Genomic DNA, 18,392 nt, shown 5'->3' on the forward strand with positions numbered 1-18,392 from the left:
TAAAAATGCGCCGCCAAGCAAGCAAAGAACGCCGCCAAACCACAAAAATGCGCCGCCAACCAAGCGAAGAACGCCGCAAAAACCTGAACTTTGCACAACAACATTGAAGTTGAAGCCAATAACATAGCGGCTTCAACTTTTTTAAAAAATTTTTTTGACATCATTCAAACAAAAGTTTATAATGTAAACAAATATAACAAAAGGTGATGCTATGAATGAAAGAGAACAGGCGGTCCTTGCATTAATTCGTCAGAATCCGTTTATGTCTCAGCAAGAGATGGCAGATAAGATGAATCTGTCTCGACCGGTGCTTGCTAATTTAGTGTCGAGCTTAACGAAGCAGGGGAAAATCGTCGGTCGTGCTTATATTTTACCTGAGGAGAATGAAATCATTTGTATCGGTGGAGCCAATCTTGACCGAAAGTTTCATGTAAAGGGTAATGTCCAATTCGGTACATCTAATCCTGTTAGCTCTTCATTTAGTGTAGGTGGTGTTGGGCGAAATATCGCTGAAAACTTAGGCAGATTAAATCATCAAGTAACATTGTTGACTACTGCTGGCAAAGATGCTGATTGGCAAGTGATCCAGGAAGCTTCAGAGCCATTTATGAATTTACGCTATGTGGAACAGCTACCAGATGCTTCGACTGGTTCCTATACTGCGATAATGGATGAGCAGGGCGAGTTAGCATTAGCTGTAGCAAATATGGAAGTGTATGAGCTTTTATTGCCAAGTTTGCTGAAAAAACATGAGGCCATGCTGATGAATGCAGGCTGCTTTATTATGGACTTAAATTGTCCAAAGGAAACCGTGGCATACATACAGCAGGTTGCGATTGCACGTGACATACCATTTGTCATCGTACCGGTATCTTCGCCAAAAATGAATCGATTACCGGATACATTGCAAGGAGTTACATGGTTTATTTGTAATACAGATGAAGCAGAGACGATTGTTGGTCATAAAATCCATAACTCTGCGCATTATGAAAAGGCTTTACAGCAACTTCTTACATTAGGTGCTGAACAGGTAATAATTACTGCGGGTAGCAAGGGTGTGTATGCAGCGTCCACTACAACGAAGCCAAGTCACTTTGCAGCTAAAGCTATTGAAAAAATTGAAGATGTAACAGGTGCAGGAGATGCCTTTGTCAGTGCTGTGATCCATAGCTGGCTTACTGAGCAATCCTTTGCAACATGTATTGATGCAGGCTTAACGAATGCCAAAAATACGCTTGCATCTCCATATACAGTAAGACCTGAATTATCAGTTGATTTGTTAAACAGTGAAATGGAGGAATAACAACATGAAAGAATTCATCGTATTATCAGAAGAGGTAAAAGCAGGACAAGCGAAAGGCTTACCAATCGTAGCATTAGAATCAACAATTATTTCCCACGGAATGCCATATCCACAAAATGTTCAAACTGCACGTGAAGTAGAACAAATTGTTCGTGATAATGGTGGAGTACCAGCAACTATTGCATTAATCGATGGTAAAATTAAAATTGGTTTATCTGATGAAGAACTTGAAATGTTCGGTAATGCACAAGGGGTAGCAAAAGCATCTCGTCGCGACTTGGGCTATCTTTTAGCAACAAAAAAATTAGGAGCAACAACAGTAGCTGCAACAATGATTTGTGCGGAGCTAGCTGGTATTGAAATTTTTGTAACTGGCGGTATCGGCGGCGTACACCGCGGTGCTGAAACAACAATGGATATTTCAGCAGACTTAGAAGAATTAGCACAAACAAATGTTGCTGTCATTTGTGCAGGGGCTAAGTCTATTTTAGATATTGGTTTAACGTTGGAATATCTTGAAACAAAAGGTGTACCAGTAGTTGGATACGGTACTGATGAACTACCAGCATTCTATACACGTCAAAGTGGTTTTGATGTAAACTTCAAGATTGATACACCAGAGGAAGTGGCGGAAATGCTACGTGCAAAATGGCAATTAGGCTTACAAGGTGGAGCTGTTATCGCGAACCCAATCCCAGAGTCTGAAGCACTTGAAAGTTCATTCATTACAGGTATCATTGAAAAAGCTCTAGTAGAAGCAGAAGAAAACGGTATTCAAGGTAAAAACGTGACACCATTCTTACTTGGAAAAGTGAAAGAATTAACAGAAGGTAAAAGCCTTGATGCCAATATTGCATTAGTGAAAAATAATGCAGTAGTTGGTACAAAAATTGCTGTAGCATATAATAAATTAAGCTAAACAATTCAATTGATCATAAAATTCATATTTTGGATCCCTAAAAATTATGGATGACAATGTTAAAACATTTAGTTGATTGGAGTGGAGACTGGGCGACTCCTTAGGGATCAGCACAGAAATCAACCACACGTTATGGTTAAAAACCATATTTTTAGTGGAGTAACCATTATATGGAGAGATAGGCTCTTTGCGAAATATTAAATTCGCAAAGGGTCTTTTTATTCATTTCAGAGAATATTTTTCCATTTTTCGCATTGTTCATGAGAATAACTAAACAAAATGACACAGTTACTTTACAATAGCCCATATAATTTTATACAATTAAGTTTATATCTAATCTGAAAAATTTGACGAGCAAGGTGGACATGTTATGGCGAAAGAGCAAATTTTGACTCCCGAGGACGTTTTTGAGTTAGTCAAATCCTACATGAATGATGAAAATGTCGCATTCGTGAAAAAAGCATATGAATTAGCAAGGGATGCCCATATTGAGCAATTCCGAAGCTCGGGTGAACCGTATATTATTCACCCTGTGCAAGTAGCTGGTATTTTAGCTGAATTACAAATGGATCCTGAAACAGTTGCGGCTGGTTTTTTACATGATGTTGTCGAGGATACGGATTTTACACGCGACGATTTGGTACGTGAATTCGGCGAAGAGGTTGCGATACTTGTAGACGGAGTAACAAAGCTAGGGAAAATTAAATATTTATCGAAAGAAGCACAACAAGCAGAAAATCATCGGAAAATGTTTGTAGCGATGGCGCAGGATATTCGTGTCATTTTGATTAAATTGGCAGACCGTCTACATAATATGCGCACGTTAAAGCATCTACCAGCAGAAAAACAACGCCGTATTTCTAAAGAAACGCTTGAAATTTTTGCACCACTTGCGCATCGTCTTGGGATTTCAACTGTTAAATGGGAGCTTGAGGATACAGCACTTCGTTATTTAAATCCACAGCAATATTATCGCATTGTCAGTCTTATGAAGAAAAAACGTGATGAACGTGAAGCCTATTTAGACAATGTAATGGCAGAGATGAAGTCACAGCTTACAGATGTTGAAATTGAAGCAGATGTTTATGGTCGTCCAAAACATATTTACAGTATTTATCGTAAGATGGTATTACAAAAGAAACAATTCAACGAGATTTATGATTTATTAGCCATTCGTGTACTTGTCGATAGTATTAAAGATTGCTATGCCGTACTTGGGATTGTGCATACTTTATGGAAGCCAATGCCTGGACGTTTTAAAGATTATATCGCAATGCCAAAACAAAACCTCTATCAATCACTGCATACAACAGTAATTGGCCCTTATGGTGACCCATTAGAAGTTCAAATTCGTACGAAGGAAATGCATAAAATTGCCGAGTACGGGATTGCAGCGCATTGGGCGTATAAGGAAGGTAAAAAAGTTGATAACGAAAAACAAAATGTCGACCAGAAATTAACGTGGTTCCGAGAAATTTTAGAATTCCAAAATGAATCTTCTAATGCTGAAGAATTTATGGAATCTTTAAAGTTTGATTTATTCTCTGATATGGTCTATGTATTCACACCAGAAGGAGATGTCATTGAATTACCAGCAGGCTCTGTACCTATCGACTTCGCATACCGTGTGCATTCAGAAGTTGGAAATCGTACAATTGGCGCGAAAATCAATGGTAAAATGGTACCGCTTGATACACCGTTAAAAACGGGAGATATTATTGAAATTTTAACTTCTAAGCAATCATTTGGTCCGAGCCGCGATTGGCTAAAAATAGCCCAATCCTCACAGGCAAAAAATAAAATAAAGCAATTTTTCAAACGTCATCTTCGTGAGGAGAACATCATCAAAGGTAAAGAGATGATAGAAAAGGAAATCCGTGCACAAGATTTTGACGTAAAAGAAACAATGTCAGCAGAAAATTTGAAACGTGTATGTGAAAAATTTAACTATACAAATGAAGAAGATATATATGCTGCTGTCGGCGTGAATGGAATTACAGCTCAACAGGTTGTTAATCGCTTAGCGGAAAAACGTCGTAAAGAGCGTGAACAGGAAGAAGCGCTTGAGAAAATTGAACAAAAAATGAAAAACCCTATTCCACAAAAACGTACGGAATCGGGTGTTATCGTAAAAGATATCGACAATATGCTTATTCGACTTTCACGTTGCTGCACGCCAGTTCCTGGAGATGAAATTGTAGGTTTCATTACAAAAGGTCGAGGTGTTTCAGTGCACCGTGCAGACTGTCCAAATATTCAAGTTGATGATGAACAGGAGCGCCTAATAGAGGTTGAATGGGAACACGGACTTGCCCCAGAGAAAAAAGAATATCCTGTTGATATTGAAGTTTCAGCCTTTGATAGACCAGGCATTTTAAATGAAATTATGCAAATTGTTAGCGAAACGAAAACGAATATTTTAGCAGTGAGTGGTCGTGCAGACCGCGAAAAAATGGCAACGATTCATTTAACGATTTCGATTTCAAATATTTCACATTTGCATAAAGTAGTGGAACGTATTAAGCAAACGCCTGATATATATTCAGTACAACGTGTTATTAACTAATTTCTTGACCAAATATATGATGGCCATTTTGTTATGTATCGAGTAATGGATTTTCTGGTGCATCACAATGAAAGAGAATTGAGGTTTTAAAGAATGAAAGTCGTTTTACAACGTAGTAAAGCCGCCTCTGTTACTGTTGACGGAAAAGTGACGGGAGCTATTGATAGCGGTTATGTTCTTCTAGTGGGCATTACACACGGGGACACGCAAGAGGATGTTGAATATTTAGCGAAAAAAGTAGCGAATCTCCGCCTTTGGGAGGATGCTGATGGAAAAATGAATCATTCCATTTTAGAGCATGGAGGGGCTATTCTATCCGTCTCACAATTTACATTGTATGGGGATGCTAAAAAAGGGAATCGTCCAAGTTTTACAAGTGCAGCAAGACCAGAAGTTGCGGAACCGTTATGGGAGGCGTTTAATAATGCCTTGCTTGAACACGGTTTACATGTGGAGACAGGAATATTTGGTGCAATGATGGATGTTGCACTAACAAATGATGGCCCGATTACAATACTTCTTGAGTCTAAATAAATGGTACATTTCCTATAATTTCTTCATACAGTAAATAGTATGGTTAGTTTTGTAGGAAGGAAGTGTATGAAGGATGACGCAAGTAGGAAGCATATCAAATCCATATTTATACGAAACTCTTAACATGATGATTGGTCAGGAAATTGTAGTACAAACTGAGAAAAATATTCAGCAAGGAAAATTAATCTCTGTATTACCAGACGATATCGTTGTAGAGGTTAGCCGTACACCGCTTTTCATTTGTATGAAGGAAATAGCATGGGTGACGGTAGCAAAAAGAAAAGAATAAGCGCATAGAGGATCACATGTAAAGTGAGTTGGAGCCTTTTTCGTTTTAGCGTTAGGCATAATGGATTTAAACGAAATAGTCATAAATAATTTCATAAGTGCATAATAAATAAGCTGCAAGGAAGTACAGTTCTACTTTCCTTCGCAGCTTATTTGTTATTGCTCGATTGGTGAAGACTAAGAATCTCAAGTTTCGCTTTATTAATTTTCGTTAAAGTAGTTTAAAATACCTTGGTAGATGCCGAGAGTAGCTTGTTCACGGAATTTAGCGGTTGTAATAAAACGTTCCTCACTACCATTACTTAAGTAGCCTAGCTCTATAAGGGCAGCCTGTTGGCGATTTTCTCGTAAAACTAAATAATTCCCTTGCTGGGTCCCACGATTCTTTAAATCTATTTTATTTGAGAGTCCCTTATTTATTGCCTCTGCAAGACCCTGTTGATTACTGTTCATATAATATGAGGTAAAGCCATTAACAGAGCTATCGTCTGTTGCATCATAATGAATACTGATAAAAGCGTCTGCTTCATACTGGTGCGCAATGGATACGCGCTTACGAAGTGCCACATATTCATCAGATTCTCTTGTCATAACAACATTGGCTCCAGCGGCACTTAACTTTGAACCAAGTAGAGATGCCGTTTTCAATGTAATTTCCTTCTCATTTGTTCCACGTTGTCCTGTAGTGCCGTGATCATTTCCACCATGTCCTGCATCTACGACAATTGTAAGCCCATTTAAAGTGCCTTTCTTGCGTGGCTCAGATTTTTCCTTTTTTATAGCAGTTGCGGCATTACCTGACGAAGTGGTAGTAACGACCCAGTTTGCCACGAATGCAGTTTTGTCATTTACTTGTATTTCGTAAAAGTCATTTTTAGCGCCCACAATAGGGTAGGTTTCACCAGCATCTACACGTGTAACAACATCAGCTGCTGTTGTTGCATCTGTCCGTAGGTTTGTCCCATTATAAATGATTGTGACAGATTCAAGCTCTGAGGACGATGTAGATTTGGATGCCGTTTTTTTAGTATTTGAATAAGTGCCGTAAAAGCTATAAACCCAACCTGTTATTTTGTTGTTATATTGAATTTGTACCCAGTTATGCTCTTGAGCTAGCACTTTAAAGGCTTGTCCATTTGAAACAGTACCTATTTTTTTAGCATTTAAGTCGGGCTGTTGGCGCACATTAAGCGAATCCACTAAAACTGTAAATGTTGTATCTTTGTTGATTTTTTTTGTAGATACTTCAATTTTTGGTTCGTTAGTTTCTGTCTTTTTTTCGGGTAGGTCATTGATCGTAACATAGTCAGTAGATACCCACCCAACTAGTCCGTTCCAATCTATTTTTGCCCATTCGCCATTTTTTTCAATAAGTGTTGCTTGGTTTCCTATTGATAATTGTCCAAGAACTGCTGAAGATATGTCAGGCTCAGTACGGATATTTAGACGATCGACTTGTGAAATTAATGTTTTATCAATCATTTGTTTATCGTTGATTGAAGCTGTCAGCCAGGAGGCTACCCAACCTTCGTAATCGCCTGCTTTTACTTGAATCCAATCGCCTTCTAGACTAATAGAAGTTAAAGGATCACCCTCATCTAATGTTGTAATGATTGGATAGGATAGGCCAGGTCCCTCACGTAAATGAAGAATCGTTCCATTTACTTTTAAATCACTGGTGTTGGCTAGTGCTTTTTGAACATTATTCATACTTGGAATCGCAATCATTAGCACTAATACGAAGATGATACTAATATTTAAAAGTTTTTTCCTCATCAGATTCCTCCTATTCTTGTGCTATTTTACCATGCTTTTGTAATAGATTTCTTGGGAAAAAGGTAATGGAATTTGTTATTTTAACAAATGTATTGTAAAAAAAACAAAAACAGTTGACATTGCCTATTGTTGTGACTAACATAAAGGGTAATCAAAAATGATTAACCGCTTATGACCAAGCAAGTAGCATATACCTCTATTGAAGAAGAGAGGGAAAGACCTAGGCTGAAATCTTTCCTACAAAAATGTATATTGTGAACAACACTTGAGAGGCTTTTTTCTGAAAAGTAACGCTTAGTAGGAAAAAACGGAATCGGCCGTTATCCGATTAGGAGGAGGACGCATGTATTTGATGCGTCAACTAGGGTGGAACCGCGGAAGCTTGCACAGCTCTCGTCCCTTGCAATACGCAAGGAGGCGAGGGCTTTTTTTTATTGGACATTTTGAGCGTTTCGTTCCTCAAAAATGAAAGAAGACCAGAAGACAGCTTGTTCATAAGCAATTTATAAAGGAGGTTTTTCTATGAGTTTTAAAGTGCCACGAGGGACACAAGATATCTTGCCTGGTCAATCAGAAAAATGGCAAAAGATAGAAGCAGTTATCCGTGATATCTGTCGTGTTTATCGCTACAATGAAATTCGCACACCAATTTTTGAGCAAACAGATTTATTTGCACGTGGTGTCGGTGAAACAACAGATGTTGTTCAAAAGGAAATGTATACATTTGAAGATCGCGGTGGCCGTTCGTTAACATTACGTCCAGAAAATACAGCTGGTGTAGTTCGTGCTTATGTGGAGCATAAAATGTTTGGTGCACCTGATCAACCAGTAAAGCTTTCATATTTAGGACCAATGTTCCGCTATGAACGTCAACAAGCAGGGCGTTACCGTCAATTTGTTCAATTTGGCGTAGAGGCCATTGGTTCAGCTGATCCAGCTATTGATGCGGAAGTAATTGCACTTGCAATGGATGTCTATGAATCCGCTGGTTTAAAGGATTTAAAATTAGTCATTAATTCACTTGGCGATAAAGAAACACGTGAAACACACCGTACAGCGCTGCTACAACATTTCGAACCACATATTCATGAGTTTTGTTCGGATTGCCAAAATCGTTTGCAAAAAAATCCATTACGTATTTTGGATTGTAAGGTAGACCGCGAGCACCCATTAATGAAATCTGCACCTGCATTAACTGATTTCTTAACAGAGGAATCAGCAGCATATTTCGCTCAAGTTAAAACGTATTTAGATACACTGGGTATTACGTATGAGGTTGATCCAAATCTTGTAAGGGGTCTTGATTATTACAATCATACTACTTTCGAAATTATGTCAACGGCTTCTGGTTTTGGCGCAATAACTACACTTTGTGGTGGAGGTCGTTATAATGGCCTTGTGCAAGAAATCGGTGGACCTGAAGTACCAGGTATCGGTTTCGCATTAAGTATCGAGCGTTTGTTACTTGCACTCGAAGCTGAGGGTGTTGAATTAGATACAGCATCAGGACTTGATGTCTATATGATCGCTATGGGCGAAGAAGCGAAGCTAAAAACTGTAGAATTAACAAGTACCTTCCGTGCAAAGGGCATTTCTACGGAGATGGATTATTTAGATCGCAAAATGAAAGCTCAAATGAAATCGGCAGACCGTTTAGGTGCAAAATATACGATTGTTTTAGGGGAAACAGAGCTAGAAGAGCAAGTAGCGACTGTTAAACATATGGAATCAGGTGAACAACAAAAAGTAGCGTTCTCAGAATTAGTGAACTACCTGTTAAAACAATAAACGATTAATCGTTTATAGCAATACAGGATGATCTGTCCAAATGATTAAAAATCTATGCCTTCATTTTGGACAGATTACATCATTTACATTGAAATGAAATCTAATTTTCCTTAGCATCCATTCGCTACTTATTAGGAACTGTATGCTACATAAGTAAAATAAATGGTCAATCATCAAGAGTTAGGGATGACGTTTTGTGGATAAGATAGAACGCAAATCACCCCTAAGTTATGGTAATTAGCCAAATAAATTTTGGAGGAATTAAATAAATGGCAACACGAACACATGCTAGTAACGAACTTTCAGAAGCATTAAAAGGTGAAAAAGTCGTATTAAAAGGTTGGGTACAACGTCGCCGCGACCTAGGTGGTTTAATTTTCATTGATTTACGTGACCGTACTGGAATCACACAAGTAGTGTTTAGTCCTGATGTAGCAGAAGCGCATGCTTTAGCGGATAAAGTACGTAGTGAATACGTAATCGAAGTGGAAGGAACAATCATTCTTCGTGCAGAAGATCAAATCAACCCAAATGTACCAAACGGTAAAATTGAGGTAGAAGCTACAAAATTAGTCGTGATTAATACGGCAAAAACAACACCATTCCAAATCGAAGATCGCACGGATGTATCCGAAGATTTACGTTTAAAATATCGTTATCTTGACCTGCGACGTCCTGTAATGTTTGATACTTTCAAAATGCGTTCAGACGTTACTCGTACAATTCGTAACTTCTTACAAAACGAAGGCTTCTTAGAAGTAGAAACACCAATTTTAACAAAATCAACTCCAGAAGGTGCTCGTGACTATTTAGTACCATCACGTGTTCATGAAGGTGAATTTTATGCATTACCACAATCACCTCAGCTATTTAAGCAATTATTAATGGTATCTGGTTTCGAGAAGTATTTCCAAATCGCACGTTGCTTCCGTGATGAAGACTTACGAGCTGACCGTCAACCAGAGTTTACACAAGTAGATATTGAAACAAGCTTCTTTACACAAGAAGAAGTTTTAGAAATGAATGAACGCTTAATCCAAGCTGTAATGAAAGAAGTAAAAGGCATTGATATCCCTGCTCCATTCCAACGAATGAAATATCAAGAAGCCATGGATCGTTACGGCTCAGATAAACCTGATGTACGTTTTGGCTTAGAGTTAGTTGCATTAAACGATATTTTTGATGGCTGTAATTTCAAAGTATTTGCTGATACAGTAGCTCAAGGCAAACAAGTAAAGAGTATCAATATTAAAGGTGCAGCAGATAAATATTCTCGTAAAGACATGGACGAACTGACAAAATTTGTTGGCATTTATGGAGCAAAAGGTCTTGCTTGGTTAAAAGTAACAGAAGAAGGCTTAAATGGACCAATTGCAAAATTCTTTGACGATGCTTTAGCAGCTTCATTAATTGAACGTATGAAAGCTGAAGTAGGCGATATTTTAGTATTTGTAGCTGATAAAGCGTCTGTTGTAGCAGCATCTCTAGGTGCACTTCGTACGAAATTAGGACAAGATTTAGGCTTAATCGACGAATCAGAATTTGCATTCCTATGGATCACAGATTGGCCATTGTTTGAGTACTCTGAGGAAGATGGTCGTTACTATGCTGCCCATCACCCATTCACACGTCCATTCGATGAAGATATTCAGTTAATGGATACTGATCCTTCAGCAGTGCGAGCACAAGCGTATGATATCGTATTAAACGGCTATGAGCTTGGCGGAGGTTCATTACGTATTTATGAGCGCGATTTACAAGAAAAAATGTTTAAATTACTTGGTTTCTCAGAAGAAGAAGCGAAGGCGCAATTTGGTTTCTTATTAGAAGCATTTGAATACGGTGTACCACCACACGGAGGACTAGCATTTGGTCTTGACCGTTTCGTCATGCTACTTGCAGGTCGCAACAATTTACGTGATACAATTGCATTCCCGAAAACGGCAAGTGCAAGCTGCTTAATGACAGACGCACCAAGTGAAGTGTCTCCTGATCAATTAAGCGAGTTAAGTTTAGCCATCAAACCATTCAGAAAATAATTAATTCTAAATACCTGGGTTCTCTAGCAAAATTTGTTGAGAATCTAGGTATTTTTTGCGTTTTCGCAAGAATTTAGATTTTTCTAAAGAAAATAGTTTGAATTATCAGATATAAGGTGTTATTATAACTGTAATACGAATCCTGATGTGTTCGTCTAATTGCCAGCTCTACTTAACAGTTTTGACCGAACACTTTTGAATCGGGAGCCTTCATTTTGTAGTCGCAAACAAGCCCCAACGGAGCGGGACGTTTAAAGCTGCAAAGCGGGCACCCCCCTGCGAATTGCGGGTTCAAAACGAATGTTTCTTGGTATAACGGCACAACCGGGATTCGTCATACATAGTAAATACGTACAAAAGGGAGCATAAAATAGCTCCTTTTTTAGTGCAAATAAATAGTTACTCAAAAAGACAGAGGAGAACAGACATGATCCTTGGCTTAAAAAAGAATGAAGTGAAAATTTTGCCGTATGATAATGAATGGAAAAATGAATTTATACGAGCTCGTTCTATGATTATAGAACATACGAATATCCATTGTGATCGTATTCAACATATTGGTAGTACATCGATTGAGGGGATTCAGGCAAAGCCAGTGATCGATATTATTATGGGTGTTGATGATATTGATAATATTTCAGAGTCATTTTTAAAAGAAATGAGAACATTTGTAAAAGCTATACTTTGTGTATAAAGTTGATTGAAGTGGAGGCTGGGCGACTCCTTGGGGATTAGCGATAGGGGAACGAAGGCTAAAACCATCACATCCTGTGATAACGCCTTCGTGACCAACATCCTGCTGCTGCCGCTGCGTTAACACTACGCTTTCGCGCAAAAAACACATGTTGCCCCGACGCCCCCAGGAAGCTCTGCTCTGCGCGAAAGTGAAGCGTCAGCGGCAAAGCGCCCAGCCGGAACGGAAATCAACCCCACGTTATGATAATCCATCTAAAAATTTAGAAAATATAAAAAAGTACTTTTTATTTTTGCAAAAGCATCATATAATTGGTATAGACAACTATACCGATTTAACAGGTAGCTTGTTCACTTCGGCAAAGGCTCCTCAAAAAATGATTAGGGGGTGATTAATTGAAGAATACGCTTTTAATTTCCAATGTTACGATCGTCAATCATCATGAAGTATTTATGGGGGATGTATACATTGAAGATGGTAGGGTTAATAAAATAAGTCGCGATTTATCTGTTAAGGCTGAGTATTATATAAATGGTAAAGATAAAAATTGGTTTCTACTTCCTGGCTATATTGATATGCACATCCATGGCTCTGCTGGACACGATGTGATGGATGCTACGCAATTAGCATTACATCAAATGGCACGCTCTTTAGTACAGGAAGGCGTTACGGGCTTCTTAGCTACTACAATGACACAATCAATAGAAGCGATTGAAAGCGCTTTAATGAATGTTGCTCAATTTGAAAATAATGATGATGAAGCAAGCTTATTAGGAATACATGTAGAGGGTCCTTACGTATCGAAAAAACGGGCAGGAGCACAGCCAATTGAATACATTATTCTACCGTCTACAAAGCAATTTGCATCCTGGCAGAACATGAGTAAGCAACGCATTAAACAAGTTACAATTGCTCCAGAAGTAGAAGGCGGATTTACGTTTATTGAATCGCTAAAGGATTTAAATGTTATTGCTTCTATTGGCCATTCTGACGCAACAGTTGAGGAGGTGGATAGGGCGGTAACATTGGGCGTAAAACAGGCTACACATTTATATAACCAAATGCGCCCTTTCCATCATCGAAACCCTGGTGTCGTTGGTGCAGTGCTATTAGAGGATCAGGTGAAGACTGAAATTATAGCTGATTTCGTGCATAGCCATCCCCAGGCTGTGAGGTTAGCATATCGTCTTAAGGGAGCAGAGGGGATTATTTTAATAACCGATGCGATGCGAGCAAAAGGCTTACATTACGGTGATTATGATTTAGGTGGTCAAACCGTTCATGTTTCTAAGGATGGAGCTCATTTATCTAATGGGGCTTTAGCAGGAAGTGTACTAACGATGGAGCAAGCCGTGAAAAATATGAAAGCTATCACCAATTGCTCATTGCAGGAAATTGTTGCAATGTCCTCTACGAACGCAGCTAAGCAATTACAGCTTTCAACTAAAGGCCATATTGTAGAAGGCTATGATGCAGATTTTGTATTACTGGATGAAAATTTAAATGTACAAAAAACTATTTGTCGGGGTAAAGTTGTATTTGAGAAATGAAAGTAAAGAAGGCGATAAGGATGGTGCAACACTTGTTAGATAAAAATTCTCATATACCTATCTATATACAAATAGAAGAAATCATTAAACAACGCATTTATTTAGAAGAATACAAAATCGGTGAAAATATACCTTCTGAGCGAGAGCTTTCTGTGCAGTTTGATGTGAGTAGAATGACTGTTCGTCAATCAATCACAAATTTAGTCAATAGCGGATTGCTGTATCGTGAAAAAGGGAGAGGTACATATGTCGCCAACCCAAAATTAGAACAACCGTTAAAAGGATTAACAAGTTTCACAGAGGATATGCGAGCAAGGGGGATGGAACCAAGCAGTAAAGTTTTACGCTTTGAAAAAATCGTACCACCAGTTGATATTGCTAGAGACTTAATGTTAGGGATGGGTGAAGAAGTATTCTTCGTTGTACGAATTCGTAGCGCAGATTCCAAGCCTATGGCAATCGAAAGAACCTATATACCAGTAAAAGTATATCCAGAATTAGATGAAAAGAAAATAATGGGGTCTTTGTATGCATTAATTGAGGCGAAGTTTCATCAAAAAATTGGCAATGCCATTCAGCAAATGGAGGCAGCTATTGTGTCAAAAGAAGATAGTAAATTTTTGCAAATTAATCATACTGCACCTGTGTTAATTATTAAACGTACAAGTTATTTATCTGATGGGGTTCCGTTCGAGCTTGTGCGAAGTACTTATCGAGCTGATCGATACAAATTCATTAGTGAAATTAAAAGGTGATCGAATGGATGCATATTTTCTAGAAATACAAAAGCTAATGCAGATCGTGAAGGAGCAAGAATATGCTCAAATAAAAGAAGCTGCACGGTTAATTGTCCAAAGGCTTCAACGCGGAGGGATTGTCCAATTATTTGGTTGTGGCCATTCGCAACTTTTAGCACAGGATGCATTTTATCGTGCGGGAGGGCTTGTACCTGTACGTCCGATAATTATTGAGCCTTTAACATTACATGCGGGAGCAATGGCATCATCTAAAAACGAGAAAGACCCAACGATCATTGAACAGTATAAGGATCATTTTGATTTTCATGAAAATGATGTTTGCATAGTTATATCGACATCTGGGAGAAATCAAGCACCTATAGATGTAGCATTTTTAGCGAAAAAGGCAGGCGTGCTTGTTATGTCTTTACAATCTCTTGCGTATGGCGAACAGCCGACCCGCCATCAAAGTGGACAGCGCTTAGAGGATGTAGTAGAGCTAGCTATCGATACACATATACCGATAGGAGATGGTTTGCTGCATCACAGTGAAATCCAGTATGCACCATCCTCTACAGTTATTGGTTCCTTTATTTTAAATGCATTATTTAGTGAGATTATTGAGAATATGGCTATATCTAATGAAATATTACCGGTTTTTAAAAGTAATAATGTTGATTCGGATTTGTCTCATAATGAGGCTATGATTGCCAATTATCAACATCGTATTAACTTTAAATGACATGCGGAGGGATATCGATGAAGAAAATGTTTAAAATTACATCGCCAGAGGGACTACATGCTAGACCTGCAGCGTTACTAGTAACCGCTGTAACACCATTTGACTGTGACGTGCAGTTAACGTATAAAGAGAAATCAGTCAATTTAAAATCAATTATGGGCGTTATGGCACAAGGAATTGCATCGGGAAGCATTGTAGAAATATCAGCAGAGGGATCTGATGCCGAGAAACTTTTTCAAACAATAACAGAAGTAATGGTTTCTAAAGGAATTGGTGAAGAATGCTAGAAATACAGGGAATTGCTGTTTCTCAGGGAATTGCTTTTGCAAATGCATATTGTTTAAAGGAACCAGATCTAACTTTTGAAGAACGTAAGATTACGGATGTACATGCTGAACTAGATAGATTTAAGGAGGCCATTGTAAAAACGAAAGCGGAACTTCACGAAATTCATGGATTAGCTCAGGAGAAATTTGGTGCTGAAAAAGCGGCTATTTTTGCGGCACATTTATTAGTACTAGAGGATCCTGAAATGCTTTCGTCTATTGAAGAGAAGATTCAATCTGGAGTGAATGCTGAATTTGCATTAGAAGAAGTATCGAATATGTTCGTTGCCATGTTTGAAGGGCTAGACAATGTCTATATGCAGGAGCGAGTTGCAGATATTCAAGATGTATCTAAACGAGTATTAGCCCATTTATTAGGTGTTGAACTGGTGGATATGAATCGTTTAAATTCTGATGTTATTATCGTTGCGAAAGATTTAACACCGTCTATGACCGCTATGCTAGATACAAAGTATGTAAAGGGGTTTGTAACGGATATTGGTGGCAAAACTTCTCATTCTGCTATTCTCGCAAGGACGTTAGAGATTCCAGCAGTGGTTGGGACGAAAAGCGCCACGGAGGTTATTCAGCATGGAACACCAATTATTTTAGATGGGACAAATGGCAAAATTATTGTCAACGCTACATCAGAATTATCTAGCTTCTATAGGCAGCAGCAACGTTTACACAATGTGGAGTACGAAGAACTTCTTCAGTATCGTTCGTTACCAAGTGTGACTGCAGATGGAATTTCTGTAGAAATTGCAGGGAATATAGGGAATCCCGACGATGCTGATATGGTCATTAATGCTGGAGGGGATGGCATCGGCTTGTTTCGGACGGAGTTTTTATATATGGAACGGCAGGAGCTACCTACTGAGGAGGAACAGTTTCAAGCATATAAAAGCGTACTTGAGAAAATGCAAGGGAAGCCAACGATTGTTCGAACATTAGATATTGGCGGCGATAAAAATCTGCCATATTTAAAACTTCCAGCTGAGATGAACCCTTTTCTTGGCTATCGTGCCATTCGAATAAGTTTAACGCAGCAAGAAATGTTTCGTGTACAGATTCGTGCATTACTAAAAGCAAGCGCATACGGCAATTTAAAGATTATGTTTCCGATGATTGCTACATTGGACGAATTTAAAATGGCAAAGTCCATTTTGCTTGAAGAAAAACAAAGTTTGAAAAGCGATGGGTATTCTGTATCTGAAACGCTAGAAGTAGGGGTGATGATTGAAATTCCATCAGCAGCCATCATGGCAGATATCCTTGCAAAGGAAGTGGACTTTTTCTCAATTGGTACAAATGATTTAATCCAATACACGTTAGCAGCAGATCGCATGAACGAAAATGTATCTTATTTATATCAACCGTACCATCCTGCTGTATTAAGACTTATAAAAAATGTCATTGATGCAGCACGACATCATGGAAAATGGGTAGGTATGTGTGGTGAAATGGCAGCGGATGAAATAGCAATACCGATTTTACTAGGGTTTGGATTAAACGAGTTTTCGATGAGTGCTTCCTCTATTTTAAAGACTCGTGCACATATCACTAAGCTCTCTAAACAGCAGTTAATGCTACATAATGAACGTATTTTACTGCTATCCACGGCATTAGAGGTTGAGGAATATGTCAAAAGTAATTTATTAAGTTTATCATAAATTGCAAGAATATTCAGTGCTGTAAAGGGGTGATTTTGCATATGGAAATAAAAATAGTCCCAGAAAAAGATTATTTACAGGTACATCAATTAAGAGATTATTGTTTTCCTAATAAATATACGGATGCGCGGAGAGATGATTTTCATTATTGGGTGGAGCATAGCACAACTTTGGGTGCTTACGATGAACAGAAAGTAGTAGGACAGCTATTAATATTGCCACTAAATATGACAATTCATGGTGAAAATTATAAGATGGGCGGAATTGGTTTCGTTGCAACATATCCTGAATATCGGCAACAGGGAATCATCAAAAAGCTAATGATAGAGGCGTTGAAGAAAATGCGAGAGAATGGGCAGAGTATTTCTGTGTTAGCACCATTTTCAGTATCTTTTTACCGTTACTTTGGTTGGGAGTTATTCTTTGAGAAGCTTTGTTATACCATCCCACACTGGATGTTCCCTTCTTTTGGAAAGCATTTGGATGTAGTAAAACGTATGAGCTTTGAATGGTCGGATCATGATCTTTTTCAGGCGATTAAGGATTTTCATAATGCACAGGCGCTTTTCAGTAATGGCAGTATGCTACGAAACGATGCTTGGTGGAGAAGAATAGAGAGAAGGATGCCCGATAGCCATTTTGCGGCATACTTTAAGGACGATAAAATTGCAGCATATATTCGCTATATTATTCAGGATGGTACTTTTGAGATTCATGATTTTATAGCTCAGGATTTACTAGCAGAACAAGCAATTTGGCGTTTTATTACGTCTCATGCGGCAAGTGTAAGTAACATTAAGGGCGTTACTTCTAACGACTATCCATTCGGCTTCTATTTTAAAGAACCACAGTTTAAAAAGGAAGTTGTTCAGGATGTGATGGTAAGAATTGTAGACGTTTTGAGGTTTATGCAACATTATCCGTGGGGCGTTATTCAGGAGCCGTTGTTTATTCAAATTGACGATGAGTTTTGCAGTTGGAATAAGCACGCATATGAAATAAATAAAAATGGGGATGTCTCGATAGTTGAGACAAATTCCATCCCAGAAATGCATATGTTAACATTACCAATTAATCTTTTTTCAGCGATGATGGTGGGCTATCTTTCTGTGAAGGACGCGGTCTTGTATGCAAATAAACAATTGGCTGAAGAAATGATTCATCGTTGGCAGCAAGCATTACCCTCTAATAAACCTGCATTCTATGAATACTTTTAAGTACCAATGTCGTTGTTGGAAAGTGAATAGGAATGTAGTCAATTTAATAGTAAAATTTTTTTGGACACTTTTCTGGACTATACCAGTTAGGCAAATCCATTCACTAGCCTACAACAGAGATATAGCCCAATTTTCAACGTCATTTCAAAAGGTATAAAATGGTGAAAAAAGTATATTGTGGTATATACCAATAGATGCTATTCTCAAGTTAAGAAAGCGATTTCATAGTTAAAAAATCAT

15 protein-coding genes, 1 other RNA gene and 1 other annotated feature are annotated in these 18,392 nt (G+C 38.3%); of the genes, 15 read left to right on the top strand and 1 reads right to left on the bottom strand.

The genetic code is table 11. The features are described from left to right. The first annotated feature begins 211 nt into the window (after window positions 1–211). The 5 genes from MWJ95_RS12880 (at window position 212) to MWJ95_RS12900 (ending at window position 5,611) form a co-directional block, all read left to right on the top strand. Window positions 212–1,303 (top strand): carbohydrate kinase, encoded by a 1,092-nt coding sequence (locus MWJ95_RS12880; RefSeq protein ID WP_249105891.1) that lies wholly within the window; start codon window positions 212–214, stop codon window positions 1,301–1,303. Between the two features lie 4 nt (window positions 1,304–1,307). Continuing rightward, complete coding sequence (locus MWJ95_RS12885) at window positions 1,308–2,222, top strand: pseudouridine-5'-phosphate glycosidase (protein ID WP_249072700.1); 915 nt, start codon at window positions 1,308–1,310, stop codon at window positions 2,220–2,222. A gap of 370 nt (window positions 2,223–2,592) precedes the next feature. Then, entirely contained in the window at window positions 2,593–4,788 is a 2,196-nt protein-coding gene (locus tag MWJ95_RS12890) for a RelA/SpoT family protein (protein WP_249072699.1), read from the top strand. Between the two features lie 93 nt (window positions 4,789–4,881). Then, on the top strand, window positions 4,882–5,322 hold the full coding sequence (gene dtd / locus MWJ95_RS12895; RefSeq protein WP_249072698.1) for a D-aminoacyl-tRNA deacylase: 441 nt from the start codon (window positions 4,882–4,884) through the stop codon (window positions 5,320–5,322). A 73-nt stretch (window positions 5,323–5,395) separates the two neighbouring features. Beyond that, complete coding sequence (locus tag MWJ95_RS12900) at window positions 5,396–5,611, top strand: DUF2642 domain-containing protein (RefSeq protein WP_249072697.1); 216 nt, start codon at window positions 5,396–5,398, stop codon at window positions 5,609–5,611. A 200-nt stretch (window positions 5,612–5,811) separates the two neighbouring features. Here the strand turns inward: MWJ95_RS12900 and MWJ95_RS12905 are convergent, their stop codons facing one another. Beyond that, the gene (locus tag MWJ95_RS12905; protein ID WP_249105894.1) at window positions 5,812–7,386 is read right to left on the bottom strand and encodes an N-acetylmuramoyl-L-alanine amidase family protein; all 1,575 of its coding nucleotides are present in this window, start codon (window positions 7,384–7,386) and stop codon (window positions 5,812–5,814) included. Window positions 7,387–7,548: 162 nt separating this feature from the next. After that, window positions 7,549–7,790: a binding site (T-box leader), on the top strand. Between the two features lie 118 nt (window positions 7,791–7,908). Here MWJ95_RS12905 and hisS point away from each other — a divergent pair. From hisS to MWJ95_RS12955, 10 genes are all read left to right on the top strand, one after another. Next, window positions 7,909–9,174 (top strand): histidine--tRNA ligase, encoded by a 1,266-nt coding sequence (gene hisS, locus MWJ95_RS12910; protein ID WP_249072695.1) that lies wholly within the window; start codon window positions 7,909–7,911, stop codon window positions 9,172–9,174. 269 nt (window positions 9,175–9,443) lie between these two features. Then, window positions 9,444–11,213 (top strand): aspartate--tRNA ligase, encoded by a 1,770-nt coding sequence (gene aspS, locus MWJ95_RS12915; RefSeq protein WP_249105896.1) that lies wholly within the window; start codon window positions 9,444–9,446, stop codon window positions 11,211–11,213. A 136-nt stretch (window positions 11,214–11,349) separates the two neighbouring features. Next, window positions 11,350–11,548: non-coding RNA, 6S RNA (ssrS, locus tag MWJ95_RS12920), on the top strand. 92 nt (window positions 11,549–11,640) lie between these two features. Beyond that, on the top strand, window positions 11,641–11,907 hold the full coding sequence (locus MWJ95_RS12925) for a GrpB family protein (RefSeq protein ID WP_249105898.1): 267 nt from the start codon (window positions 11,641–11,643) through the stop codon (window positions 11,905–11,907). A 395-nt stretch (window positions 11,908–12,302) separates the two neighbouring features. Continuing rightward, window positions 12,303–13,457, top strand: coding sequence for an N-acetylglucosamine-6-phosphate deacetylase (nagA, locus tag MWJ95_RS12930; protein WP_249105901.1), 1,155 nt, complete (start codon window positions 12,303–12,305; stop codon window positions 13,455–13,457). 32 nt (window positions 13,458–13,489) lie between these two features. Beyond that, window positions 13,490–14,212, top strand: coding sequence for a GntR family transcriptional regulator (locus MWJ95_RS12935; protein ID WP_349294146.1), 723 nt, complete (start codon window positions 13,490–13,492; stop codon window positions 14,210–14,212). Window positions 14,213–14,216: 4 nt separating this feature from the next. After that, a complete protein-coding gene (locus MWJ95_RS12940; RefSeq protein WP_249106061.1) occupies window positions 14,217–14,936 on the top strand; it encodes a sugar isomerase domain-containing protein in 720 nt (239 codons plus the stop codon). A gap of 17 nt (window positions 14,937–14,953) precedes the next feature. After that, a complete protein-coding gene (locus tag MWJ95_RS12945; RefSeq protein ID WP_249105905.1) occupies window positions 14,954–15,223 on the top strand; it encodes an HPr family phosphocarrier protein in 270 nt (89 codons plus the stop codon). Next, on the top strand, window positions 15,217–16,935 hold the full coding sequence (ptsP, locus tag MWJ95_RS12950; protein WP_249105907.1) for a phosphoenolpyruvate--protein phosphotransferase: 1,719 nt from the start codon (window positions 15,217–15,219) through the stop codon (window positions 16,933–16,935). The genes MWJ95_RS12945 and ptsP overlap by 7 nt, the downstream gene beginning before the upstream one ends. A 41-nt stretch (window positions 16,936–16,976) precedes the next feature. Continuing rightward, the gene (locus MWJ95_RS12955) at window positions 16,977–18,152 is read left to right on the top strand and encodes a GNAT family N-acetyltransferase (RefSeq protein ID WP_249105910.1); all 1,176 of its coding nucleotides are present in this window, start codon (window positions 16,977–16,979) and stop codon (window positions 18,150–18,152) included. Window positions 18,153–18,392: the final 240 nt, after the last annotated feature.

This window comes from Lysinibacillus sp. Bpr_S20, assembly GCF_023337835.1.
Classification (GTDB): Bacteria; Bacillota; Bacilli; order Bacillales_A; family Planococcaceae; genus Lysinibacillus.